The 24017-nt window shown below is 63.2% G+C and carries 23 protein-coding genes and 1 pseudogene; 13 read left to right on the top strand and 11 right to left on the bottom strand.

Features of this window, described 5'->3' with window-relative positions:
* Positions 1-134 precede the first annotated feature (134 nt).
* Together VGO04_RS32050 and pgi are read left to right on the top strand one after the other, a co-directional pair.
* A complete protein-coding gene (locus VGO04_RS32050; RefSeq protein ID WP_327500026.1) occupies positions 135-1835 on the top strand; it encodes a long-chain fatty acid--CoA ligase in 1701 nt (566 codons plus the stop codon).
* Positions 1836-1973: 138 nt separating this feature from the next.
* Entirely contained in the window at positions 1974-3599 is a 1626-nt protein-coding gene (gene pgi, locus VGO04_RS32045) for a glucose-6-phosphate isomerase (RefSeq protein ID WP_327500025.1), read from the top strand.
* A 44-nt stretch (positions 3600-3643) separates the two neighbouring features.
* Here pgi and VGO04_RS32040 read toward each other — a convergent pair whose 3' ends face one another.
* Positions 3644-4237 (bottom strand): hypothetical protein, encoded by a 594-nt coding sequence (locus VGO04_RS32040; RefSeq protein WP_327500024.1) that lies wholly within the window; start codon positions 4235-4237, stop codon positions 3644-3646.
* Between the two features lie 39 nt (positions 4238-4276).
* Between VGO04_RS32040 and VGO04_RS32035 the strand changes: the two genes are divergently transcribed.
* Together VGO04_RS32035 and VGO04_RS32030 are read left to right on the top strand one after the other, a co-directional pair.
* Entirely contained in the window at positions 4277-4876 is a 600-nt protein-coding gene (locus VGO04_RS32035; RefSeq protein WP_327500023.1) for a DUF2975 domain-containing protein, read from the top strand.
* A gap of 3 nt (positions 4877-4879) precedes the next feature.
* Entirely contained in the window at positions 4880-5101 is a 222-nt protein-coding gene (locus tag VGO04_RS32030) for a helix-turn-helix transcriptional regulator (RefSeq protein WP_327500022.1), read from the top strand.
* Between the two features lie 3 nt (positions 5102-5104).
* Here the strand turns inward: VGO04_RS32030 and VGO04_RS32025 are convergent, their stop codons facing one another.
* From VGO04_RS32025 to VGO04_RS31995, 7 genes are all read right to left on the bottom strand, one after another.
* Positions 5105-6031 (bottom strand): carbohydrate kinase, encoded by a 927-nt coding sequence (locus VGO04_RS32025; protein ID WP_327500021.1) that lies wholly within the window; start codon positions 6029-6031, stop codon positions 5105-5107.
* A gap of 90 nt (positions 6032-6121) precedes the next feature.
* On the bottom strand, positions 6122-6814 hold the full coding sequence (locus VGO04_RS32020; RefSeq protein WP_327500020.1) for an orotate phosphoribosyltransferase: 693 nt from the start codon (positions 6812-6814) through the stop codon (positions 6122-6124).
* An 11-nt stretch (positions 6815-6825) separates the two neighbouring features.
* Positions 6826-7863, bottom strand: coding sequence for a dihydroorotase (gene pyrC, locus VGO04_RS32015; RefSeq protein ID WP_327500019.1), 1038 nt, complete (start codon positions 7861-7863; stop codon positions 6826-6828).
* Positions 7864-8061: 198 nt separating this feature from the next.
* Positions 8062-8682 carry a nucleoside triphosphate hydrolase gene (locus VGO04_RS32010; protein WP_327500018.1) on the bottom strand — a complete coding sequence of 207 codons (621 nt, stop codon included), beginning with the start codon at positions 8680-8682 and terminating at the stop codon, positions 8062-8064.
* Complete coding sequence (locus VGO04_RS32005) at positions 8679-9461, bottom strand: ATP-binding cassette domain-containing protein (protein WP_327500017.1); 783 nt, start codon at positions 9459-9461, stop codon at positions 8679-8681. The genes VGO04_RS32010 and VGO04_RS32005 overlap by 4 nt, the downstream gene beginning before the upstream one ends.
* Positions 9461-10546 (bottom strand): ABC transporter permease, encoded by a 1086-nt coding sequence (locus VGO04_RS32000; protein WP_327500016.1) that lies wholly within the window; start codon positions 10544-10546, stop codon positions 9461-9463. Before VGO04_RS32000 ends, VGO04_RS32005 begins: the two co-directional genes overlap by 1 nt.
* A 198-nt stretch (positions 10547-10744) precedes the next feature.
* Complete coding sequence (locus VGO04_RS31995; protein WP_327500015.1) at positions 10745-11770, bottom strand: sugar ABC transporter substrate-binding protein; 1026 nt, start codon at positions 11768-11770, stop codon at positions 10745-10747.
* A gap of 286 nt (positions 11771-12056) precedes the next feature.
* Here VGO04_RS31995 and VGO04_RS31990 point away from each other — a divergent pair, with 286 nt between their 5' ends.
* Both VGO04_RS31990 and VGO04_RS31985 read left to right on the top strand, forming a co-directional pair.
* Entirely contained in the window at positions 12057-13289 is a 1233-nt protein-coding gene (locus VGO04_RS31990; RefSeq protein ID WP_327500014.1) for an ROK family transcriptional regulator, read from the top strand.
* Positions 13289-13717 carry an RbsD/FucU family protein gene (locus VGO04_RS31985; RefSeq protein WP_327500013.1) on the top strand — a complete coding sequence of 143 codons (429 nt, stop codon included), beginning with the start codon at positions 13289-13291 and terminating at the stop codon, positions 13715-13717. The genes VGO04_RS31990 and VGO04_RS31985 overlap by 1 nt, the downstream gene beginning before the upstream one ends.
* 68 nt (positions 13718-13785) lie before the next feature.
* On the opposite strand, the gene VGO04_RS31980 is transcribed toward VGO04_RS31985, so the two are convergent.
* Entirely contained in the window at positions 13786-14208 is a 423-nt protein-coding gene (locus VGO04_RS31980; protein WP_327500012.1) for a DoxX family protein, read from the bottom strand.
* 264 nt (positions 14209-14472) lie between these two features.
* On the opposite strand from VGO04_RS31980, the gene VGO04_RS31975 reads away from it, so the two are divergent.
* Together VGO04_RS31975 and VGO04_RS31970 are read left to right on the top strand one after the other, a co-directional pair.
* A complete protein-coding gene (locus VGO04_RS31975) occupies positions 14473-15177 on the top strand; it encodes a Crp/Fnr family transcriptional regulator (RefSeq protein ID WP_327500011.1) in 705 nt (234 codons plus the stop codon).
* 5 nt (positions 15178-15182) lie between these two features.
* Positions 15183-17066: a CHASE2 domain-containing protein gene (locus tag VGO04_RS31970; protein ID WP_327500010.1), complete on the top strand. Its 1884-nt coding sequence runs from the start codon at positions 15183-15185 to the stop codon at positions 17064-17066.
* Between the two features lie 41 nt (positions 17067-17107).
* Here the strand turns inward: VGO04_RS31970 and VGO04_RS31965 are convergent, their stop codons facing one another.
* Complete coding sequence (locus VGO04_RS31965) at positions 17108-17752, bottom strand: FecR family protein (RefSeq protein WP_327500009.1); 645 nt, start codon at positions 17750-17752, stop codon at positions 17108-17110.
* Between the two features lie 246 nt (positions 17753-17998).
* Here VGO04_RS31965 and VGO04_RS31960 point away from each other — a divergent pair.
* Both VGO04_RS31960 and VGO04_RS31955 read left to right on the top strand, forming a co-directional pair.
* Positions 17999-18490, top strand: a pseudogene (locus VGO04_RS31960) (sel1 repeat family protein); the annotation flags it as partial.
* A gap of 15 nt (positions 18491-18505) precedes the next feature.
* Complete coding sequence (locus VGO04_RS31955; RefSeq protein WP_327500045.1) at positions 18506-18805, top strand: tetratricopeptide repeat protein; 300 nt, start codon at positions 18506-18508, stop codon at positions 18803-18805.
* A 77-nt stretch (positions 18806-18882) separates the two neighbouring features.
* On the opposite strand, the gene VGO04_RS31950 is transcribed toward VGO04_RS31955, so the two are convergent.
* On the bottom strand, positions 18883-19917 hold the full coding sequence (locus tag VGO04_RS31950; protein WP_327500008.1) for a proline racemase family protein: 1035 nt from the start codon (positions 19915-19917) through the stop codon (positions 18883-18885).
* Between the two features lie 203 nt (positions 19918-20120).
* Between VGO04_RS31950 and VGO04_RS31945 the strand changes: the two genes are divergently transcribed.
* From VGO04_RS31945 to putA, 3 genes are all read left to right on the top strand, one after another.
* Positions 20121-20927, top strand: a complete 807-nt coding sequence (locus VGO04_RS31945) for a phosphodiesterase (RefSeq protein WP_327500007.1) — start codon at positions 20121-20123, stop codon at positions 20925-20927.
* Between the two features lie 40 nt (positions 20928-20967).
* Positions 20968-21282, top strand: a complete 315-nt coding sequence (locus VGO04_RS31940) for a YkgJ family cysteine cluster protein (protein WP_327500006.1) — start codon at positions 20968-20970, stop codon at positions 21280-21282.
* Between the two features lie 188 nt (positions 21283-21470).
* A partial coding sequence (gene putA, locus VGO04_RS31935; protein ID WP_327500005.1) for a bifunctional proline dehydrogenase/L-glutamate gamma-semialdehyde dehydrogenase PutA occupies positions 21471-24017 on the top strand: 2547 nt, incomplete at its 3' end.

Below are 24017 nucleotides of genomic sequence, written 5' to 3'. Positions count from 1 at the left end.
CAAAGTTATATAATCCCGAATCTCAGCTTGAAGAGGTGTCGCAAAAGCATCATCTTCATCGGCGTGAGAAGATCGGGAGGGATTTTCTCGGGCCGCGAGCAGGCCAGCCTGTGGCGACCAGAGGGAGAGAGGTCATGGCGGAAGTCAGCACACAACAAGCGGGTATCAGCCCAGGCAAGATCTGGCTGCAATCCTATCCACCCGGAATAGCTGCCGACATCGGCCCCCTGCCCTACAAGTCGATCGGAGAGTTCTTCGACCACGCCGTTGCGCGCTATTCCAACCGCCCGGCCTTCACTTGCATGGGCAAGACGCTGACCTTTGCCGATCTCAACGCCGAATCGGCGAGGATCGGCGCATGGCTGCAGTCGATCGGTCTTGCCAAGGGCGACCGTGTGGCCGTGATGATGCCGAACATCCTGCAGAACCCGGTCATCGTCTACGGGATCCTCAGAGCCGGCTTCACGGTCGTCAACGTCAACCCGCTCTACACGCCACGCGAGTTGCAGCACCAGCTGATCGATTCCGGCGCCAAGGCGATCTTCGTTCTGGAAAACTTCGCCCATACGGTGCAACAGGTGGTCGACAAGACCTCGGTCAAGCACGTCGTGGTCGCGACCATGGGCGACATGCTCGGACTGAAGGGTGCGATCGTCAATCTGGTGGTTCGCCGGGTCAAGAAGCTGGTTCCGGCTTGGTCGATCCCCGGCCATCTCTCGTTCAAGACCGTGCTTGCCAAGGGCGGCCGCGTCAAGCTGACGAAGCCGAACGTTGCCGCCAGCGACGTCGCCTTCCTGCAATATACCGGCGGCACGACCGGGGTCTCGAAGGGCGCGACACTCACCCATTCCAACCTTCTGTCGAACATGGCGCAGATGGAGATCTGGTTCCAGACGGCGTTCCAATCGCGCGCACGCCCGGAAAATCTCGTCTTCATGTGCGCGCTGCCGCTCTACCACATCTTCGCGCTGACAGTGAATTCGCTGATGGGTCTTGCCACCGGCGGAAGCAACATCCTGATCCCCAATCCGCGCGACATTCCGGGCTTCGTCAAGGAGCTTGGCAAGCACAAGACCAACGTATTCCCGGGCCTCAACACGCTGTTCAACGCGCTGATGAACAATGCGGAGTTCCAGAAGCTCGATTTCTCCTCGCTGATGCTGACCTTCGGTGGCGGCATGGCCATCCAGCGGCCGGTCGCAGAGCGCTGGAAGCAGATGACCGGCTGCTCGATCGCCGAAGGCTACGGCCTGTCGGAGACCTCGCCGGTGGCAACCGCCAACATTCTCGACGCCACCGAGTTCACCGGCACCATCGGCATGCCGATCCCGTCCACCGACGTCGAGATCCGCGACGACCAGGGCAACACGCTGCCGATCGGCGAGGTCGGCGAGATCTGCATCCGTGGCCCGCAGGTGATGTCCGGCTATTGGCAGCGCCCCGATGAAACCGCCAAGGCGATTTCGCCCGACGGCTTCTTCCGCTCCGGCGACATCGGCTTCATGAATGCGGCCGGTTTCGTCAAGATCGTCGACCGCAAGAAGGACATGATCCTGGTTTCGGGCTTCAACGTCTTCCCGAACGAGATCGAGGAAGTGGCGATGACCCATCCCGGCATCCTCGAATGTGCGGCGATCGGTATTCCCGATGAGCACTCCGGGGAAGCGGTCAAGCTGTTCGTGGTGAAGAAGGATTCGTCGTTGACGGAAGAGGAAGTCAAGCGCCACTGCGCCGCCAACCTTACCAACTACAAGCGGCCGCGTTTCGTCGAGTTCCGCACCGAACTGCCGAAAAGCAATGTCGGCAAGATCCTGCGCAAGGACCTTCGCGGCTAAACTACTGCAAATTTCAAACGATTTAAAAAATCCTGAAAACCGCCGCTTTGGCGGTTTTCGAGACTTGATTTGAGCGGCTTAAAGCGAATAGCTACGCAGGCGATTGTCCGACACACCGTCCGACCAAGGAGTCCCGCGATGAAAGCGCTTGTCGACCAACTCAAAGCAACCGCCGCTGAGACCAACGCAACCGATATTCGCGCCGCTTTCGCCAGCGATGCCGGGCGCTTCCAGCGCTTCAGCACCACGCTTGGCGACATGCTGTTCGACTATTCGAAATGCGCCGTCAACGACAAGGTGCTCGATGGCCTGGAAGCGCTGGCCAAGGCCGCCAAGGTCGAGGAGAAGCGGGACGCGATGTTCCGCGGCGACATCATCAACATCACCGAGGAGCGCGCTGTGCTGCACACGGCGCTGCGCAACCGCGGCAACAGCCCGGTTCTGGTCGACGGCAAGGACGTGATGCCCGACGTCAATGGCGTTCTTTCCGCGATGGGCACCTTTGCCGACGGCATCCGCTCAGGCGCGCTCAAGGGTGCGACCGGCAAGAAGATTACCGATGTCATCAATATCGGCATCGGCGGCTCGGACCTCGGCCCGGTCATGGCGACGCTGGCGCTCGCTCCGTTCCATGACGGTCCGCGCCTGCACTTCGTCTCCAACATCGACGGTGCCCACATCGCCGACACGTTGAAGCTGGTCGATCCGGAAACCTCCCTCTTCATCGTCGCCTCGAAGACCTTCACCACCATCGAGACGATGACCAATGCCGCGACCGCGCGCGCCTTCATCGCCGGCAAGCTTGGCGAAGCGGCGGTCGGTCACCACTTCGCCGCCGTCTCGACCGCACTCGACAAGGTTGCTGCCTTCGGTATCGACCAGGCACGCGTCTTCGGCTTCTGGGACTGGGTCGGCGGCCGCTACTCGATCTGGTCGGCGATCGGCCTGCCGCTGATGATCGCCATCGGCAAGGAGAATTTCGGCCGCTTCCTCGACGGCGGCCACGCCATCGACGAACATTTCCGCACGGCGCCGATCCGTCAGAACATTCCGGTTCTGCTCGGCCTCATCGGCTTCTACCATCGCAACGTGCTCGGCTATCCGTCGCGTGCGATCCTGCCCTACGACCAGCGCCTGTCGCGCTTCCCCGCCTATCTGCAGCAGCTCGACATGGAATCGAACGGCAAGGCGGTGACGCTCGACAGCACGCCCGTGGAGTATTCGACCGGTCCGGTCGTTTGGGGCGAACCCGGTACCAATGGCCAGCACGCCTTCTACCAGCTCATCCACCAGGGCACGGACGTCATCCCTGCCGAGTTCATGATCGCCGCCAACGGCCACGAAAAGAACCTGCGCCATCAGCACGAGCTGTTGATCGCCAACTGCCTGGCGCAGTCCGAGGCGTTGATGAAGGGCCGCACGCTCAATGAAGCCAAGGCGCAGCTGACTGCCAAGGGCATCGCAGACGCCAAGGCCGACAAAATCGCGCCGCACCGCGTCTTCACCGGCAACCGCCCGTCGCTGACCATCGTCTACGATCAGCTCGATCCCTTCGCGCTCGGCCGCCTGATTGCGCTCTACGAGCACAGGGTCTTCGTCGAAGGCGCCCTCTTCAACATCAACTCCTTCGACCAGTGGGGCGTCGAGCTCGGCAAGGAACTGGCAACCGGCCTGCTGCCGGTGGTCGAAGGCAAGGAAAGCGCGGCAGGGCATGACAGCTCGACGGCGGGCCTCGTTGCGGCACTGCTGAAGGCAGCGCGCTAGAGAAAAGTCGCGGGAGGGAGACGCGGTTCACGCCTCCCTTCCCGTCAAATCGCGCAGGCCGGCAACGCCGTCACCTTCGCCGATTTAAGCCCCTGCATCAGGTCGTGGTTCGAAAGAAGCGGAAAATAGTCCGTACCCCGAGCAGCCTGCATCCAGGCATTGACCATGACCTTACGCCCGGCCGGAAAGTGGCCGCGCCAGCAACCGCCGGAGACGTTTACGGACAGGCCGTCGCGCTCGCGGGGCCTCCCGTCACTGTTTCGCGTGGCCTTCCCCTGCGCTACCCGCAATCGCTTTGCATCCGCACCTGAGAGGGCGAGGACGTAAAGCGTCTCTCCCGAAGACGGGTGATCCTGCATCGACACATCCGATACGCCCCCTTCGCGCACTTCAAGCGCGTAGTCCTGATTGTCCGAAGATCCCCCATCCTCCCGCCTCGAATGCCCGAGAGACGCATCTCCGCGCCTCAGAACCAGCTCCTTCGGCACGACGAGCGCTACGCGCAAATCCGCCGGATCGGTCTTTGACGGATCAAGCCTCGACAGCTTGTCGATCTGGTCGACGTTCAAGGCGGCACAGGCCGCAAGGGTATTCAACAACAGGGAAAGACAGGGATTTTTGAGAAAGCGAATAGGCACGAACAGAACACCAAAATCACAATTGACGAGAAATACTTATTGTTTTACGATAAAAATACAAGCCAAAACGATAAAGGAAATTTTATGATGGACTCCGCCGAACGGCTGCGCAGGCTCAGCCGTTTCATGAAGCTCATGATCCTTTTGAGCGGAGCCTTGTTCTGCTCGGCCGTGGTCTATGCGCATTGGCAGATTTTCTTCGACCGGCAGGGTTTCGAGCAGGGTGTTCGCGACAACACCTTTCCTCGCGTGGAAATGATCACGCTTTCCTATCGCGCGATCGCAACACTGGTTTTCCTGAGCGCCATCATCAACGCGGTGGTTATCGCCGGTTTTGCCTTCGCCTGGCAGCTTTTCGACAGCTTCCAGCGCGGCGAGATTCTCTCCAGCCGCAACGGCGTGCTGCTCAGACGCGTGGGGCTGACCGCGATGATCGGTTCGATATGCATGACCGTCAGCAACGGCATCGGCATCCTGGCGGTGACCTACGACAACCCAAGCTCTGCCGGACATGCCGTGTACTTCGATGTCAACGTCGGGACCATCATTGTGCTATTGATGGCGGGGCTCGTCGTCGGCCTTGGCCATGTGATGGTGATCGCGACAGGGGTCGAGGACGAAAACAGAGGCTTCGTCTAGCGCATGCCGATCGTTGTCAATCTCGATGTCATGCTGGCAAAGCGCAAGATCCGCTCGCGCGATCTCGCCGAACAGGTGGGTATCACCGAACAGAACATATCGTTGCTGAAATCGGGAAAGGTGAAGGGCGTGCGCTTCGACACGCTGGAAAAGATCTGCGCCGTGCTGGACTGTCAGCCGGGCGATATCCTGGAGTACCGCCCGGACACTGAGGAAGAGAGTTGAGGCTCAAAGGCCGATTTCGTGTTTCCAGGGCGGGTTTGCGCCGGCGCGCGAAACGGTGACGGCGGCTGCCTTGGCGCCGAGCGCCAGCGCGTTGCGAACGGCGGTTTCGCCGAGGTTGGCGACATCGGCCTTGGTCAGGAGACCGGCAAGCTTCAGCGACGCCAGGACACCAGCGTCGAAGGTGTCGCCGGCGCCGACCGTGTCGACCACAGTGACGCGCTCGCCGGCCACCTCGACCTTGTGGCGCGCCGTGTAGCCGACGGCACCGTCAGCACCCTTGGTGATCAGCACGAGTTTCGGCCCACGCTTCAGCCATTCGGCGGCGAGTTCGTCATGGCTGCCTTCCATGCCGAACCAGGCGAGATCCTCGTCGGAGAACTTGATGATATCGGACATCGCCGCCATGCGGTTCATGCGGGCGAGATGGGCCGCCCTGTCCTTGATGAAGCCCGGGCGGATGTTCGGGTCGAAGGAGATCACGCGCTTTTCGTGCTCGCGCGTCATCAGCGCTTCATAGGTCGAGCCACAGGGCTCGGGGATCAGGCTGATCGCACCGAAATGCAGCGCCTCGCAGAAGTCGCCAAGCGCCGGCAGATGCTCTGACGTGATCATGCGCCCAGCGGTGTTCTCGTCGAAAAAGGCGTAGCTCGCATGGCCGTTGACCAGTTTGACGAAGGCGAGCGTCGTGTGCAGCGACAAGGTCGCGCAGGGGCCGAAATCGACATTGGCCGCCTTCAGCGTCTCGCGCAGGATATCGCCGAACATGTCGTCGGAAAGGCCGGTGAAGAAGCCGGTCTGGATTCCGAGGCGGCCGAGCGCAATGGCCGTATTGAAGATCGCGCCGCCCGCATAGGGCGCAAAGGCGCTCTCGCCCGCGGTCGTGTCCCGCGGCAGCATGTCGATCAGCGCTTCACCGCAACATACGATCATCGGCTCTTCCTCCTCGATGAATTTCAATCGATTTAAAAACAAAAGCTCAATCAGTGCGAGGCCCCGGCTCGGCCGGGGCCTCTTCAGTCATTAAGCGAGAGCGCTCACGCCACCGTTGCGGCCCGACCAGGCGAGCGGCGCGTTGAGGAAGGCTTCGACTTCGCTGAGCGTCTTTTCGTCGAACAGCGCCTGCTCGCGGGCGACGGCCAGCACATTGCGCCAGGTGGCGATCCAGTGCAGATCGACGCCCTTGCCCTTCATCTCGCCGACGGCTTCCGGGAAGATATCGTAGTAGAAGAGCGCAATGCCATGGTCGACGATGCCGCCGGCCGCACGAATGGCGTCGATGAACTTGAACATCGAACCGCCAGCTGTCGTCAGGTCCTCGATGACGAGAACGCGCGCACCCTCCGGCATATGGCCTTCGATCTGGGCGTTGCGGCCATGACCCTTTGGCGCCTTGCGGACATAGATCATCGGCAGGCCGAGACGCTCGGCCAGCATCGCGGCAAAGGGAATGCCGGCCGTCTCGCCACCGGCGACGACGTCGAACTTCTCAAAACCGGCTTCGCGCAGGATGGAAGCAGCGGCAAAGTCCATCACTGCCGAACGGATACGCGGGTAAGAGATAAGCTTGCGGCAGTCGATATAGACAGGGCTCGCCATGCCGGACGACAGCTTGTAGGGCTTGTCGGCGCTGAAATGCACCGCCTTGATCTCCCAGAGCATCTTGGCAACCAGCTCGGCCATCACGGCCTTGTCGGTGAACGCGTTGGAAAACATCAAACTCTCCTTCAGACAACAGCCCAGTGCAGCGGGAACATCGGATCGAAAACGGTGACCAGACCGGCGCCGGTCTCGATCTTCTTGGGATAGGTGACAGCGTCCGCCTGCTTCCTGAGCGTGATCGTCTCCTCGTTGACCGGCAGGCCATACCAGGCCGGGCCGTTGAGCGATGCGAAGGCTTCGAGCCTGTCGAGCGCGCCTTCCTCTTCGAACACATGCGCCAGGCAGCTCATGGTGTTGATCGAGGTGTAGATGCCGGCGCAACCGCAGGCGCATTCCTTCAGCGGGTCGACATGGGGGGCCGAGTCCGTGCCGAGGAAGAAGCGCTTGTCACCGGAGACGGCGGCCGCACGCAGTGCCAGGCGGTGGTTTTCGCGCTTGGCGACCGGCAGGCAGTAGTAGTGCGGCTTGATGCCGCCGACGAGGATGGCGTTGCGGTTGATGATCAGGTGATGGGTGGTGATCGAACCGGCAAGGTTCGCCTTCGACGCCTTGATGTAGTCGATGCCGTCCTTGGTGGTGACGTGCTCCATCGTCACCTTCAGCTCCGGCAGGCGCTTGCGCAAGGGATCGAGCACGGTCTCGATGAACACAGCCTCGCGATCGAAAATATCGACATCAGACGCCGTGACTTCGCCATGCACGCAGAGCGGCAGGCCGATCTTCGCCATGCGCTCCAGCACCGGCATCGCCTCGTCGATGTTGCGAACGCCACTGTGCGAGTTGGTCGTGGCGCCCGCCGGGTAGAGTTTCACCGCCTTGACAAGACCGCTCTTGTGACCGGCCTCGACGTCGTCGGGGTTCGTGCCTGCGGTCAGGTAGAGCGTCATCAGCGGCTCGAAGCGGTCACCCGCGGGAAGAGCTGCGAGAATGCGCTCGCGATAGGCGCTGGCATCGGCTGTCGTGACGACCGGCGGCACAAGGTTGGGCATGATGATCGCGCGGGCGAAATGGCGGCTGGTATCGGCAATGACGCCCTTCAGCATCTCGCCGTCGCGAAGGTGAAGGTGCCAATCATCCGGCCGGCGGATAACGAGGTCTTGCATGGTCAGCGTTCTCCTAGGTCGGAGCGGGGTGCCAGCGGAAAGCCACGTGCACTTGTCCCTCTCCGGTGCTCGCGTCCGTTCCGCGCGCGCAGCTTTGCGAGCCGGCAGGTGCGGGTGGCGGGCGGTTACTCATGTGGTGGAACCGCGTCTCGATAACACCAATGCGCCCGGAAACACAATCCGCAATCCGACCATCGCTCAGAAATCCGCAAGCACGAGATCTGCGTGTCGCTGGTGGTCGACCACACGATGCGCATTCGGGATGTCGTTGCCCAGGGCTTTGCGCCGCGCCGCCTCCTCGTCATAGCCGTGGTCGTACCAGCGCTTCAGGAGCCGGCGCTCCAGTTCATCGACGCCGGGATTGATGAACACTGAGAAATCGAACGCCCCCTCGAGCTTGTTCCAGGGCGCCTCGTCGAGCAGCAGGTAGTTGCCCTCCACCAGAACGATGCGCGTCTCGGGTGCGACGATCCGGGCGGACGCGATCGCGATTTCGCGCGATCGATCGAAGACCGGAACCAGCACCTCGCCGTCATGGGCCCGCACGGCTGCGATCGTCGACAGGAAGGCCCTGACGTCGAAGGTCTCGGGCGAGCCCTTGCGGTGAAGCAGGCCCTTCTCCTCGAGCACCGCATTGTCCATGTGGAAGCCGTCCATCGGCAGCACCGCCGCTTTTTCGCCGCGGGCGACCAGGGTCTCGGCGAGAGCGTCGGCCAGCGTCGATTTTCCGGCGCCGGGCGGGCCGGCAATGGCGACGACGAAACGGGCGGCGCTGGCCGCCCGTTTCAAGATTTCGTTTGCAATCGGCTCGACGTTCATGCCGCAAGCGCCTCGCGCGGCGGCTCCTTTGCACCGGTCATGAAGGCAACGGCATCCGACATGGTGTGCTCCTTCGGGTTGATGACGCAAAGGCGCTTGCCGAGACGGTGAACATGGATGCGGTCGGCCACCTCGAACACGTGCGGCATGTTGTGCGAGATCAGCACGATCGGCAGGCCGCGTGCACGCACGTCGAGGATCAGCTCCAGCACGCGCCGGCTTTCCTTGACGCCGAGTGCCGCCGTCGGCTCGTCCATGATCACCACCTTGGAGCCGAAGGCTGCGGCACGCGCCACCGCTACGCCCTGGCGCTGGCCGCCCGAGAGCGTTTCCACCGCCTGGTTGATGTTCTGGATGGTCATCAGGCCGAGCTCGGAGAGCTTTGCCCGCGCCTTCTGTTCCATCGCCGAACGGTCGAGCGTGCGGAAGAGCTTGCCCATGATGCCCGGTTTGCGGATCTCGCGACCGAGGAACATGTTGTCGGCGATCGACAGCGCCGGAGACAGCGCCAGGTTCTGGTAGACCGTCTCGATGCCGGCCGAGCGCGCATCCATCGGCGAGCGGAAATGCACCGGCTGACCCTCCAGCCTGATCTCGCCCTCGTCGGGCGAGACGGCACCCGAGATCGCCTTGATCATCGAGGACTTGCCGGCACCGTTGTCACCGATGACGGCGAGAATCTCGCCCGGATAGAGATCGAAGTCGGCATGATCGAGGGCCGTGACACGACCGTAACGCTTGACGAGGCCGCGTGCGGTGAGAATGGGTTCCTGAGCCATCAGCCTGCTACCTTTCTGATCCATTGGTCGATTGCGACCGCGGTGATGATCAAGACGCCTGTGAGGAAGACTTTCCACTGCGGGTCGGCGCCCATCATGTTGAGCCCCATGGAGACGACGCCGACGATCATCGCGCCGATCAGCGTTCCAAGGATCGAACCACGTCCACCGAAGAGCGAGATGCCGCCGATCACGGCTGCGGTGATGGCCTGCAGGTTGTAGTCGGTGACCGCTGCCGAGGGCGAGATCGATCCATTGCGGCCGATCGAGACCCAGGCGGCAAGAGCCGCGATCAGGCCGGCCAGCGTATAGGCGCTCAAGAGCACGCGGCTGGTGCGGATACCGGACAGCTTGGCCGCTTCCGGGTCATCGCCGACAGCATAGAGGTGGCGTCCCCAGGCCGTATGGTTAAGCGCGTACCAGAGGCCGAAGACGAGAGCGACCATGGTGAGGACGCCGAGCGTCAGCACGGCCGAACCGACTTTGAAACTCACCCCGAACACGTGCAGCATCTGGGTCACGGCAGTGACATCGGCTTCACGGATCGTCTCATTCGCCGAATAGATGAAGTTCGTCGACATGATCACGTACCAGGTGCCTAGCGTGACGATGAACGGCGGCAGCTTGACCCTGGATACGAGGAAGCCATTGAGGAAACCGCAGGCGCCACCGACGACGAAGCCGATGAAGATCGCGATCGGTGCGGGAAGGCCGTAGGTGACGGCGCAATTGCCCATGATGACCGCCGAAAGCACCATGATGACGCCGATCGAAAGATCGATGCCGGCCGTCAGGATCACCAGCGTCTGTGCGGCACCGAGGATGCCGACAATGGCGATCTGCTGCAGGATGAGCGTCAGCGTGTAGGACGAGAAGAACTTGCCCCCGATCGCGATACCGAAAATCAGGATCGCAGCAACGAGCACGATGAACGGCACGGCGGCCGGCGTCGAATGCAGGAAATGCTGGATCCGCTGGATCGCGGTCTTGTCATGCGTATCGAACGACGCGACCTGCGTTGAACTGTTGACCAGGACTTTTTCGAATTCCTGGGATGGCTGTGCGGCTGTGTTGGGCTCGCCCATGGACCTTCCTCCCGTGAACCCCACTCCCAAGGGGTTGCGATGGTGTCGTGCACAGCCCGCCCACCAAGACGCGGGCAATAGCACTCTTTAAAAGCTGCGCGGTTTTCGTCGCCTTGTCAAAGACATCGGCGCTTACGCGAAGGGCGGCCGGGGCCGCCCTTCCGTAGCTGGTACATCTTGGCCGTCAAAGCCGGGCAATCAGCCCCAGCACTTGTCCGTGCCGACCTTGGTGTCGATCGATTCGACGCCGGCAGCCGGCTTGTCGGTGACGAGCGATACGCCGGTATCGAAGAAGTCCTTGCCTTCGGTCGGCTTCGGCTTCTCACCGGTATCGGCGAACTTCTTGATCGCCTCGATGCCGAGCGCCGCCATCATCAGCGGATACTGCTGCGAGGTCGCGCCGATGACGCCTTCGGCGACCGACTTGACACCCGGGCAACCGCCGTCGACCGACACGATCAGCACGTCCTTCTCCTTGCCCACAGCCTTCAGCGCCTGGTAGGCGCCGACGGCGGCCGGCTCGTTGATGGTGTGGATCACGTTGATATCCGGATCCTTCTGCAGAAGGTTTTCCATCGCCTTGCGGCCACCTTCCTCGTTGCCGTTGGTGACGTCGTGGCCGACGATGCGCGGATCATCTTCGTCGCCGATCTTGGCCGGATCCTTCGGGTCGATGCCGAAGCCCATCATGAAGCCCTGGTCACGCAGGACGTCGACCGTCGGCTGCGACGGCGTCAGGTCGAGGAAGCCGACCTTGGCGGTCTTGGCACCCTCGCCCATGGTGGCGGCGGCCCACTGGCCGATCAGCTTGCCGGCAAGCAGGTTGTCGGTGGCAAAGGTCGCGTCAGCGGCGGTTGCCGGATCAAGCGGCGTGTCGAGCGCGATCACGAGAAGACCGGCTTCCTGCGCCTTCTTCACCTGATCGACGATCGCCTTGGTGTCGGAAGCGGCGATCAGGATGCCCTTGGCGCCGTCGGCAATGCAGGATTCGATCGCAGCCACCTGGCTGTCATGGTCGCCGTCGATCTTGCCGGCATAGGCCTTCAGCGTCACGCCGAGCTCCTGGGCCTTGGCGGTCGCACCTTCCTTCATCTTGACGAAGAAGGGGTTGGTGTCGGTCTTGGTAATCAGGCAGGCGCTGACGTCAGCGGCTTGAGCCGGGGCGGCGAAAGCGACGCCGAGCGCCAGTGCGCCGAAAGCTGCGGAGAGAACAGTCTTCTTCATGAAATCCTCCCAAGGATTGAAAATCGTGCCGGCTGGACCGGCCCAGGCCTCGTCTGCGCGGCATTCTCCTCCGCTGCGACAGACGCTTCCGACATAAAAACAATCACTAAATTTCCGGGGTGTCAATAAATAAATCAAATTGAATTATTATTTCGATGTGGCATTCTTCCATTGCGGCGCAACGGGCGACACACTCGGGCGCCAGAGAAATTGACAGCGCCGCCACAAGCGGAAACAAGAGACCTGCGCCAGGCAGGCACATATGCCAACGGGAGGAGACGGTGGCATGTCACTGACAGACGGTCCCGACAAAGGGCCGATGCAACCTGAGGTCATCGACCCGAGCGGCGGGGCCAATCAAACGCGCGTGCGCGCCTATAACGAGCGGCTGGTCATGTCGCTGGTCCGGCGCCATGGCGAACTTTCCAAGGCCGATATCGCCCGTCGGTCCGGCCTTTCGGCACAAACCGTTTCGGTGATCATGCGGGCACTCGAAAGCGATGGCCTGCTGGTCAAAGGAGAGCCGGTGCGCGGCCGCGTCGGGCAGCCCTCGACGCCGATGCGGCTCAACCCGGACGCCGTCTATTCCTTTGGCGTGAAGATCGGCCGGCGCAGCGCCGATCTGGTGCTGATGGACTTCCTCGGCAATATCCGCCTGCACCTGCACCATGTGCACGCCTATCCGCTGCCGGGCGATCTTGTCGACTTCATCATTTCGGGAATGACGAAGCTGGAACAGCAACTTAACCCCGATCAGCGCAAGCGGATCGCCGGCATTGGCATCGCCACGCCTTTCGAACTCTGGAACTGGGCCGAAGAAGTGGGCGCGCCGCGGGAGGAAATGAACAAGTGGCGCGATGTCGATCTCCAGGCGGCAGTCTCCGCCCGCACGACCTACCCGGTCTTCCTGCAGAATGACGGCACCAGCGCCTGCGGCGCCGAGCTCGCCTTCGGCGTCGGCGCCAGCTATCCGGATTTCGTCTATTTCTACATCGGCTCGTTCATCGGTGGCGGAATTGTCCTGAACTCGGCGCTCTTTTCCGGGCGCACCGGCACGGCCGGCGCCGTCGGCCCGCTGCCGGTCTCAGGCAAGGACGGCAAGACCATCCAGCTCCTGAAGATCGCCTCGGTTTTCGTACTTGAGAACCTCCTGCGCGACCGCGGCGTCGACCCCCGCCCGCTCTGGTATTCGGCCGACGACTGGATCGACTTTGGCGAGCCGCTCGATATCTGGATCGAGGACTGCGGCGCGGCCCTTGCCCAAGCCGTCGTGTCGGCCGTCTCGATCGTCGACTTCTCGGCCGTCGTCATTGACGGCGGCTTCCCGCCCTGGGTGCGCGCACGGCTTCTCGCCGCGACGCGAAACGCGCTCAACGACCTCGACCTTCAGGGCGTCACCGTTCCGGAACTGGTGGAGGGTCTGGTCGGCAGTCATGCGCGCGCTATTGGCGGCGCCAGCCTGCCGCTCTTTTCCCGCTACCTGCTCGATACCAACGTCCTGTTCAAGGAGCTCGGCTGATGCTGAAAGGACTAAACCCGATCCTCAGTCCCGAGTTGCTCGCAACGTTGCGGGCAATGGGTCACGGCGACGAAATCGCGCTGGTCGACGGCAACTATCCCGGCCAGGAACATGCGCGCCGGCTGATACGGCTGGACGGGCACGGTTTGATCCCGGTGCTGGACGCGATCCTCAGTCTGTTGCCGATCGATGATTTCGTGCCCGAGGCGATCTTTCGCGCCACGGTCAAACAGGACAAGGACGCGCTCGACCCGGTGCACCGCGAGATAATCGCGTGCTGCGGCCGGCACGAGCCGGCAAGGCGCGTCGTCCCCCTGCTCGGTCCGGATTTCTATCCGCGCGTCAAGGCAGCCCATACGGTGGTCCAGACCAGCGAACCCAGGCTCTATGGCAACGTCATTCTGCGCAAGGGCGTCATCTACCCCTGAGACTGCGGTCAAAACGCAAAAACCCGCCGGCATGCAGCCGGCGGGTTTTGTTTTAGGCAGGATGGGTCTTAGGCGCCGCGCTTGTCGATCGACAGCGCGCCGGGGCCAAAGGCGGCCAGCACGAGGAAGCCACCGGCGACCGAGATGTTCTTCATCATCATCAGGCTGTTGAAGACGCTCAGCAGGCCGTTGGCTTCCGGCGGGAAGCTCGGAATGTTGATCGCGCCGCTATGGAAGACGAAGGCGGTAACAAGCGTGAAGGCTGCCAGCAGGTATGCCGCAATCTTCGTCTGGAACCCGACGAGAACAGCGAGACCGGCAACCAGCTCGAAGGCGCCGGCGAGATAGGCGAGCAGCGTCGGCGCGGGCCAGCCGGCACCAGTGATCATTCCGGCCGTCCCCGACGGATCGGTGAGCTTGCCGAAACCAGCGGTGATGAACATGATGGAAAGCAGGATGCGTCCGACAAGGACGACAACATTCTGAGACATGGAAGACTCCTGTGAGAAACGGTTCGTTGGCAACAGAAGTATCAGTATTTTCAAATTCATCTAGCCGTTGCGCGGGCGACAGATCGTTCACAAAAATGAAACGACCTCCTGAGATCGTCAACCTCGTCATCCCAGGGATTTCTCGCCTACGTCCGCGCGAATACGGAACCACATCGACTGCACTTCGTTCTTTTCTATTGCAAGGACGCAGCGGCTGGGCGAAGAATTTCGGCGCGGCGGGGGACAGCCGCGCGGGGGAATGTCATGAATGAAATCAACAGGAGCCCGGCATTTTGGCGCTCGTTTCCGATCTTTGAAGAATTCGACAAGGACGCCATTGCCGAACTCGCCAATATCGCCACCTACCGGAAATGGCCGGCCGGCACCGTGATCTTCCAGCGCGGCGACGAAGGCAACTATATGATTGTCGTCATCTCCGGGCGCATCAAGCTGTCGCTGATCACGCCGCAGGGCCGCGAGCTGATGCTGCGCCAGCACGAAGCCGGCGCGATCTTCGGCGAGATGGCGGTGCTCGACGGCCAGACACGATCGGCCGACGCGACGGCGATGACTGCGTCTGAAGGTTATGTCATCGCCAAGAAGGCGTTCCTCGACATCGTCACCAACCGGCGGGAAGCGGCCGAGGCCGTCATCCGCTTCCTCTGCGCCCAGCTTCGCGACACCACCGAGCGGCTGGAGACCATCGCTCTTTACGACCTCAACGCCCGCGTCGCACGCTTCTTCCTCGCAACCCTCAGGCAGATCCATGGCAACGAATTGCCGGAAAGCGCCAATCTCCGGCTGACCATGAGCCAGACGGACATTGCCGGCGTCCTGGGTGCGAGCCGCCCCAAGGTCAACCGCGCCATCCAGTGGCTGGAGGAGAGCGGGGCGATCAAGAGGAATGACGGCATCATCGCCTGCAAGGTCGGCCGCCTGCACAGTATTGCCGATCCCGAGGAGGACTAGACCGTATGGCCCCTGCGCCGCGCCGGCAGTTCCGTTTCACTCCGCTTGCCGGCGGGTTCCTGACGAGCGTCATTGTTGCCGTCGCGCTCTACCTCTTTGCCGAACCGGCGCTCGAGACACAGCGCGAGTTGTTCTTTGATAGCCTGACGCAGTGGCTCCCGGCACCGCAGTCGCCTGATGTCCTCGTGGTCGACATCGACCGAAAGGCCCACCAATCTCGCCCATCCGGCGAATGGGACCGCGCGGCGACCGCCGAACTGCTCTCTCGCCTTTCTGCAGCGGGCACCAAAGCGGTGGCGGTCGATTTCGTCTTCAGTGCCGATTGCAATGCCGGCGACAGCGGCAACACCGCGCTTGCCGCCGCACTCGGACAAGTGCCTGTCGTACTTGGCTTTCTCGTCGCCGATACGGTGCAGGAGCGGCCACGCCCGGTGCCGCCACTGGCGCTCAGTCGCCCCTTTGCAGCACCCGAACTCTGGTTTCTCGACGGCGCCGAAACCTCCTGTGCCGCCTTCATGGACAGGTCGGGCGCGGCAGCGGCTTCGTTTCTGGTCGGTGACGAGGACGCACGGATACGCCGGGTTCAGGCCTATTCCATCCTCGGAGACGAGGCCTATCCGACGCTTGCGATCGAAGCCACGCGGTTGATGCGTGGCGGCGGCACGCCGATCCTCGGCGGCAACCCGGCCTGGCTGCGCATGGACGGACAAGTGATCTCGCTCGACGAAACCGGAAGCCTGCGCTTCGTCGCAAGCCCACCGCCGCGTCTTGCCGCGCGGACGGTTTCAGCCGCCGACGTGCTGTCGGGCGACGTTAAGGCCGACCGCCTTGCCGGCAAGCTCGTGCTCATCGGCAGCAGCCTGCCGAGCCTTGGCGGCCTGCGTCCCAGCGCCTCGATGCCGCTCGAACCCTCGGTGCAGATCCATGCCGATATTGCCAATGCGATCCTGACCGGCTTCATACCGCAGCGCGACGGCCGCCTGCCGCTCGCCGAAGCCGCCGTCGCGCTCCTGGCCGGCCTTGGCGTCGCCATTGCCGCCACCCGCCTTCGACCGCTGGCATCGGCCATGCTTGGCCTCGGCGCAATCGCCACCGTTATCGCCGCAGCAGCCATCATCTATGACACAAGCGGTTGGCTGATCGATGCGGTCAGCATTTCGCTCGCGCTTGCGGCGGTACTCTCGGTCACCAGTATCCTGCAATTCGCCCGCGTGCGACGCGCCGAAGCGGCGGCACGCCAGACGTTCTCACAGTATCTGCCGCAATCGGTCGTCGCGCGCTACATCGACAATCCCGGACTTGCGCGCATGGCCGGCGAGGAGCGTCAGGTAACGGCGCTGTTCACCGACATCGAGAGCTTTTCCTCACTGTCGCAAAGGCTGAAGCCGCGGGAGCTCATCGCCCTGCTCGACATCTACTTTTCCGAGGTCAATGCGCTCGTGGCCGAGCACGGCGGCATGGTCGACAAGGTGGTCGGCGATGCGGTCCATGCCTTTTTCAACGCGCCGGAGGATCTTGCCGACCACGTCGACAGAGCGATCGATTGCGCCCGGGCGATCCACGCGTTGACCGAAGAAATGCGCAGACGCCCGCAATTTGCAGCCAACACGTTCGGCCGGACGCGGATCGGCGTCGAAACCGGGCCGGCCGTCGTCGGCGACGTCGGTGCCAGCGGCAAGCTCGACTACACCGCCCATGGCGACGCCATCAACCTGGCGGCGCGGCTGCAGGAGGCGAACAAGTTCCTGGGCACGGCGATCTGCGTCGGGCCGGCGGCGGCCGTGGAAAGCAGACAGCCACTTCGCTCGCTCGGCAGCCACGACATTCGTGGTTTTGCAACAATGGAACTGTTCACGGTCGCGGATGGAGGCAGCCAGCCGCACACTTGATGGCTTGTCCGGGGGCGTGGAACCGGTTCAGGTTCGCTTAGTCAGCGTGTCAGGCCAACGCTGGCATAGGCTTCCTTGATCCGCGCCTCGCCCCAGTTGATGGGCTCGCTCGGGGCGTCGCCGCGATGGTGAAACTCCACCCCCTGCCCCGCAGCGACGATGCGGCTCGTGCCGCCACGCTGGACCGAAACGCTGCCATGTTCGACGAAGACCGCAAATGCGGCGCGGCTCGGTCCGCAGAAGAACTTGGTGCCACGCACGCCGATCATGCCGAAGGCGGTGCGGACGGCCACATCGACCTTCGGCAGCCCCTCGGGTCGATCAAAGACCATGCGGCCGAGCCCGAGTTCGAGCGTACCGCCCTGTCCGGCAATAAACCGGTCAACCAGCAAGTCGGTTTCTGCGCCGAGGAGCACACGCGTGTCCGTGCCGAGGTTCAAGGTCGCGTAACTGTCGGCATTGGTGTGAACGCGATCGTTTTCGAACAGCTGCCCGCCAACGGCAAGCGGCTCTTCCTTTTTCGCCTGCTTGCGCCGCACGTCGCCGCGAATCTCTGTCGCCTGGCCGATGACCGGACTTGCCCAGGACGTGGCGAGGCCGCCACCGGCTGCCGTCAGTAACAGACCGCCGACAACGACCCGTCGGCTCACCAGCATCGGCCGCGTGGGTGTTGTCCGGTTGTCCATGGCTGCGCTCCCTGTTCGAACATGCGTCAGATCGAGGATACCCTCGGCATTCGCGGATGCAAGCCAGCCGGCAGCCGCATGCAATTCCTCATTTCCCAGTTCGCCAGAGCTTACGGTTTCGGGCTGTTACCGCTGGAACAGCCGAATGCTGCAGCGGCCGATAGGTTCAGCGTCAAGAGATGGGAGAGCATCATGGACAATCGCAGCGCATCCGGCACCCGCATCATCAACGCCCTGTTTCTGGGGATGGTCAGCTTGCTGGCAGTTGCTGCAATCGCCCTTCCTTCAGCCCGCGCCGCCGATCTCTCCGCCGCCGAAGTCTGCGACCGCGAGGCAGGCAGCATCTTCGACCTGCAGCGCAACACGGCGTTCCCCGCCGTCGCCTCCGAAGACATCAAGATCGGTGTCGCGCTGTCGGCTTGCCGCGAGGCCTATAACCAGAAGAGCGGCGCCCGCACCGAGTTCCAGCTGGCGCGTGTTCTCGACAAGGCCGGACAGAAAATTCAGTCGGTACGCATTCTCGGCGAAGCGGCCGAACATGGCCATGCACTAGCGATGACCAACTATGCGGTTCTCGTCGGCGAACAGGGCGACACTGCCACCGAATTCGCGCTGAACCAGAAGGCCGCTGCCGCCGGCAACGTCCTTGCCGCCTACAATCTCGGCGTTTCCTATCGCGACGGCATGGGCACGCCGGTCAATGGCAAGCTCGCCATCGAATGGTTCGAACGGGCCTCGCTTGCCGGTGATGATGTGGCCAGCTTCAACCTCGCCGTCATTCTCGACGAAGGCAAGCTGGTTCCGGAAGACAATGGCAAGGCCGCCAAATTCTACCGGCTGGCCGCCGATCGCGGCAACGTCGACGCCATGGTCAATCTCGGCCTGATGCTCCAGAACGGTGAAGGCATCAACAAGGACCTCCCGGCGGCACGTGAGATCTTCCGCAAGGCCGCCAACGAAGGCGACGCCTTCGCTGGACAGAAACTCGCTGAGCTGAGCGCAGGCGACGCGTTTGAGACCGCCATGCTCGGCAAGGGCAACCGCATCAAGTAATCGAACACGCCTCCCAAGGGCCAACGCGGGTCGGAGACATCAAGGTCTTCGGCCCGCGTTTTCGTCTCGGGCTGCTTTTACCGGATTTCGCCCGCCTGCGGGCCCCAGGTATCGGTCAGCGCAAAGCCGTCAGCCAGCGGATCGAACGGATCGAGCGCCACCTGGTGCAGGCCGAAGGTCCAGCCACGGCCGGTGATCGTCGGGATGATCGCCTCGCGGCCGGCAACCGTCGTCACGCCTTCAAGGCCCACTTCGAATTCGGAGCCGATGATCGAGCGCGACTTCAGCACGTCTCCGACCTTGACCTTGCCGCGCGCATGGAGCGTCGCGAGATTGGCAGAGCTGCCGGTGCCGCAAGGCGAGCGGTCGACCCGGCCCGGCCACATGGTGGTGCAGGTGCGGATCGTGCCGTCGGCCTCGACATCGCGGAACATCACATAGGCGACACCCTTGATCTCCGGGATTTCCGGATGGACGACGGGGATGGTGCGGTTGACGATATCCTTGAGGATCATGCCGGCTTCGACGATTTCGCGGGCATTCGCCTTGTCGATCGTCGTGCCGATCTGGCCGACATCGACCAGCGCGTAGAAGATGCCGCCATAGCAGAGGTCGAGCTTGATCTTGCCCCACTTCGGCGTATCGACCTCGACGTCGAGTTCGTGCACGAAGGACGGCACCATCGTCAGCTTCACCTTCTCGCAGCGGCCGTCGCGGCAGGTGGCGGTCGCCTTGACGAGACCGGAGGCGGTGTCGAGCATCACCACGGTCTCCGGCTCCTTCATCTCGATGATGCCGGATTCAAGCAGCGCGGTCGTCACGCAGATCGAGTTCGAGCCGGACATGGCGTGCGCCTGGTCGGCCTGCAGGATGATGAAGCCGGCATCCGCTTCAGGACGCTTCGGCGGCACGAGCAGATTGACAGAGCCGATCGAGCCGGAGCGCGGCTCAAGGCACAGGAACCGGCGCAGGCTGTCATCGACCGTGTTGATGTGGTTGAGCTGCTCGGCGATCGAATTTCCCGGGATCTTCGGCACGCCGCCGATTGCGACCTTGCCGATCTCACCCTCGCAATGAACGTCCAGCAACTGGATCGTGCGCTTCCACCGCATGCCGTGTCTCCAACTCGCTTGCCATCTCCGCCCCATCGGCGATCCGGCTGATATATCAGATAGCGGGTCTTAGCGCTTTCGGCCGCGACCCGCAAGAAAAACCCAATGACGCCTTTCGAGAACCGCCCCAAAGTTGCCGCTTGACCGGCCACACGCGAAGCGACAGCTTGGCACGAACACCCGCCCCGTTTCCCTGGATCTCCATGACAAAGCTGATCATTTTTACCGACCTGCACATGGTGCCTGAAGGCACGACGATCATCGGCCTCGACCCCCATCAGCGCCTCGCCGCCGGCATCGAACACGTCAATCGCTATCATGCGGACGCCGATCGGGTGATTTTTACCGGAGACCTTACCCACTACGGCGATCGCGCTTCCTATGTGCGCCTAAAGCAGCTGATCGACCAGCTTGTTCCTCCGGTCGCCATCACCATCGGCAATCACGACCGGCGCGAGGTGTTCCTCGACGTCTTCGCGGGCACCGAAACGGATGCGGACGGCTTTGTGCAGCAGGCAATCGATTTTACTGATTGCCGCGCCATCCTGCTCGATACGCTGTTTGCGCCGCCCTACGACTACCCGAACAGCCATGCGGGCCTGCTCTGCGCCAAACGCCTCTCATGGCTCGACCGTCAGCTGACCGAGGCCGGCGACAGGCCGGCGCTGCTCTTCATGCATCACCCGCCGCATAAAACAGGCTTCACCGGCATGGACATGATCCGGCTCGCCAACGAGACGGAATTCTATGACCTCATCAAACGGCACTCCAATGTCCGCCATATCTTTGCCGGCCATGTGCATCGCACGATAAGCGGTTCTTCCCGCGGCATTCCGTTTTCGGTCTTCAAGAGCCCGGTGCACCAGCAGCCGATGCCTTTCGACGCACCTGACGCGTCCCTGTCTGTCGATGAACCGGCCGCCTATGGCATCGCCGTCGTCACCGAGGACGGCGTGCTCGTGCACACGGAAGACTACGAGATTGCCCGCCGCGACGCCGCCACCGCTTAAGGGCCATTTCGAACCGTTGGCCTTCATGCTAGTTTGACGCATGACCGAGCCCGCATCCATCGACGAAACCTTCGACTGCCAGAGCTGTGGCGCCTGCTGCGCCTACTCGGCCGAGTGGCCGCGCTTTTCGCTGGAGACCGACGAAGAGCTCGATCTGATCCCGGCGGAATACGTCTCGGCCGATCTCGGCGGCATGCGCTGCGAGGACGATCGTTGCTCGGCACTCGGGGGCAAGCTCGGCGTGCATGTCGGCTGCAAGATCTACGCGATCCGGCCGATCGTCTGCCGCACTTGCATGCCCGGCGACGACGAGTGCCTGATGGCCCGTGAGAAGCATTTCGGCAAGGCGGCCTGACACCGGATCATCCGGAGGTTTCGCCAACATTCCGCATCCTCTGCGGCGCCATGCGCGTGGAACGGTGAAACATTCCGCCAAAGACAAAATTTGCCGGATGGATGTACGGCGGAAGGAAGCGTATTTTCCGCCCATGATCGGGCGCGCGCCGCGCCCTTGAAAAACCGCGTCCCGGAGGATAGCGCTCGATGAGCCAGACACCGCTTCACAAGACCATTGCAGAGACGAGCGCGCCGCAGGCTCCGTTTGCCGAGTTCGCCCCGCCAGTCCGGCCGCAGAGCACGCTGCGCCAGGCGATCACCGCCGCCTACCGCCGGCCGGAAACCGAAGCACTTCCGGCACTCATCGAGGCGGCAACGCTGGATGCCCGGACGCGCGAAGCAGCAGCAAAGACCGCCCGCAAGCTGATCGAGGCGCTGCGCGCCAAGCACAAGGGTTCCGGCGTCGAGGGTCTCGTGCAGGAATACTCGCTGTCTAGCCAGGAAGGCGTGGCGCTGATGTGCCTGGCCGAAGCGCTGCTGCGCATTCCCGACACCGCGACGCGTGACGCCCTCATCCGCGACAAGATCGCCGACGGCGACTGGAAGTCGCATATCGGCGGTGGACGCTCGCTGTTCGTCAACGCCGCCACCTGGGGCCTCGTCGTCACCGGCAAGCTGACCTCGACCGTCAACGACCGCAGCCTTTCGGCAGCGCTGACCCGCCTGATCGCCCGCTGCGGCGAGCCGGTGATCCGGCGCGGCGTCGACATGGCAATGCGCATGATGGGCGAGCAGTTCGTCACCGGCGAGACCATCGACGAGGCGCTGCGCCGGTCGCGCGCGCTTGAGCAGAAGGGCTTCCGCTACTCCTACGACATGCTCGGCGAAGCCGCGACCACCGCTGCCGACGCGGAACGCTACTACCGCGACTACGAGCAGGCGATCCACGCGATCGGCAAGGCCTCGGCCGGCCGCGGCATCTATGAAGGCCCGGGCATTTCGATCAAGCTCTCGGCGCTGCATCCGCGCTACGCCCGTTCGCAGGCCGCGCGCGTCATGGCCGAACTGCTGCCGAAGGTGAAGGCGCTCGCCGTCATCGCCAAGAAGTATGACATCGGCCTCAACATCGACGCCGAGGAAGCCGATCGCCTCGAACTCTCGCTCGACCTGCTTGAAGAACTGTGCCTCGACAAGGACCTCGCCGGCTGGGCCGGCATGGGCTTCGTCGTCCAGGCCTATGGCAAGCGCTGCCCTTACGTGCTCGACTTCATCATCGACCTTGCCCGCCGCGCCGAGCGCCGCGTCATGGTCCGCCTCGTCAAGGGCGCCTACTGGGATGCCGAGATCAAGCGCGCCCAGCTCGACGGCCTGGAAGACTTCCCGGTCTATACCCGCAAGATCTACACCGACGTCTCCTACATCGCCTGCGCCAAGAAGCTGCTGGCTGCGACCGACGTGATCTTCCCGCAGTTCGCCACCCACAATGCGCAGTCGCTGGCGACGATCTACGAGATGGCCGGCAAGGACTTCAAGGTCGGCAAGTACGAGTTCCAGTGCCTGCACGGCATGGGCGAGCCGCTCTATGACGAAGTGGTCGGCAAGGGCAATCTCGACCGTCCCTGCCGCATCTACGCGCCCGTCGGCACGCATGAGACGCTGCTCGCCTACCTCGTTCGCCGCCTGCTCGAAAACGGCGCCAACTCCTCCTTCGTCAATCGCATCGCCGACCCGAAGGTTTCGGTCGACGAGCTGATCGCCGATCCGGTCGAGATCGTGCGGGCCATGCCGGTCGTCGGCGCGCCGCACGACCAGATCGCGCTTCCCGACAATCTCTTCGGCGAGACGCGCCGCAACTCCGCCGGCCTCGACCTTTCCAACGAAGCCGGCCTCACCTCGCTGACCGCCGCACTCCAGGCGAGCGCCGCGATCGACTGGAAGGCCGTGCCGCTGCTGGCAACCGGCCCTGCCTCCGGCGAAACCCGTGCGGTTCTCAACCCCGGCGACCACCGCGACGTTGTCGGTTCGGTCACCGAGGCTTCGGAAGCTGATGCCCGCCAGGCTGCAAGCCTTGCCGCCAAGGCTGCCGCCAGCTGGGCCGCCGTCTCGCCGAGCGAGCGCGCCGCCTGCCTCACCCGCGCTGCCGACCTGATGCAGGCGCGCATGCCGACGCTGCTTGGCCTGATCGCCCGCGAAGCCGGCAAATCGCTGCCGAACGCGATTGCCGAAGTGCGCGAAGCGATCGACTTCCTGCGCTACTACGCCGAACAGACGCGCCGCACCCTCGGTCCGGCCCACAAGGCGCTTGGGCCCATCGTCTGCATCAGTCCGTGGAACTTCCCGCTGGCGATCTTCGCCGGCCAGATTGCCGCGGCGCTGGTTGCCGGCAACCCGGTGCTGGCAAAGCCTGCCGAAGAAACACCGCTGATTGCCGCCGAAGGCGTGCGCATCCTGCACGAGGCCGGCATCCCGGCCGACGCGCTGCAGTTGCTGCCCGGCGACGGCCGCATTGGTGCTGCCTTGGTGGCCGCCCCAGAAATCGCCGGTGTGATGTTCACCGGTTCTACCGAAGTCGCCCGGCTGATCCAGGCGCAGCTTGCCGACAGGCTTTCGCCAGCCGGCCGGCCGATCCCGCTGATCGCCGAGACCGGCGGCCAGAACGCCATGATCGTCGACAGCTCGGCGCTTGCCGAACAGGTCGTCGGCGACGTCATCGCCTCGGCCTTCGACAGCGCCGGCCAGCGCTGCTCGGCGCTG

Source organism: Ensifer sp. (genome assembly GCF_035999185.1).
Lineage (GTDB): Bacteria > Pseudomonadota > Alphaproteobacteria > Rhizobiales > Rhizobiaceae > Ensifer.
This window is presented reverse-complemented; position numbering and strand designations above follow the sequence as displayed.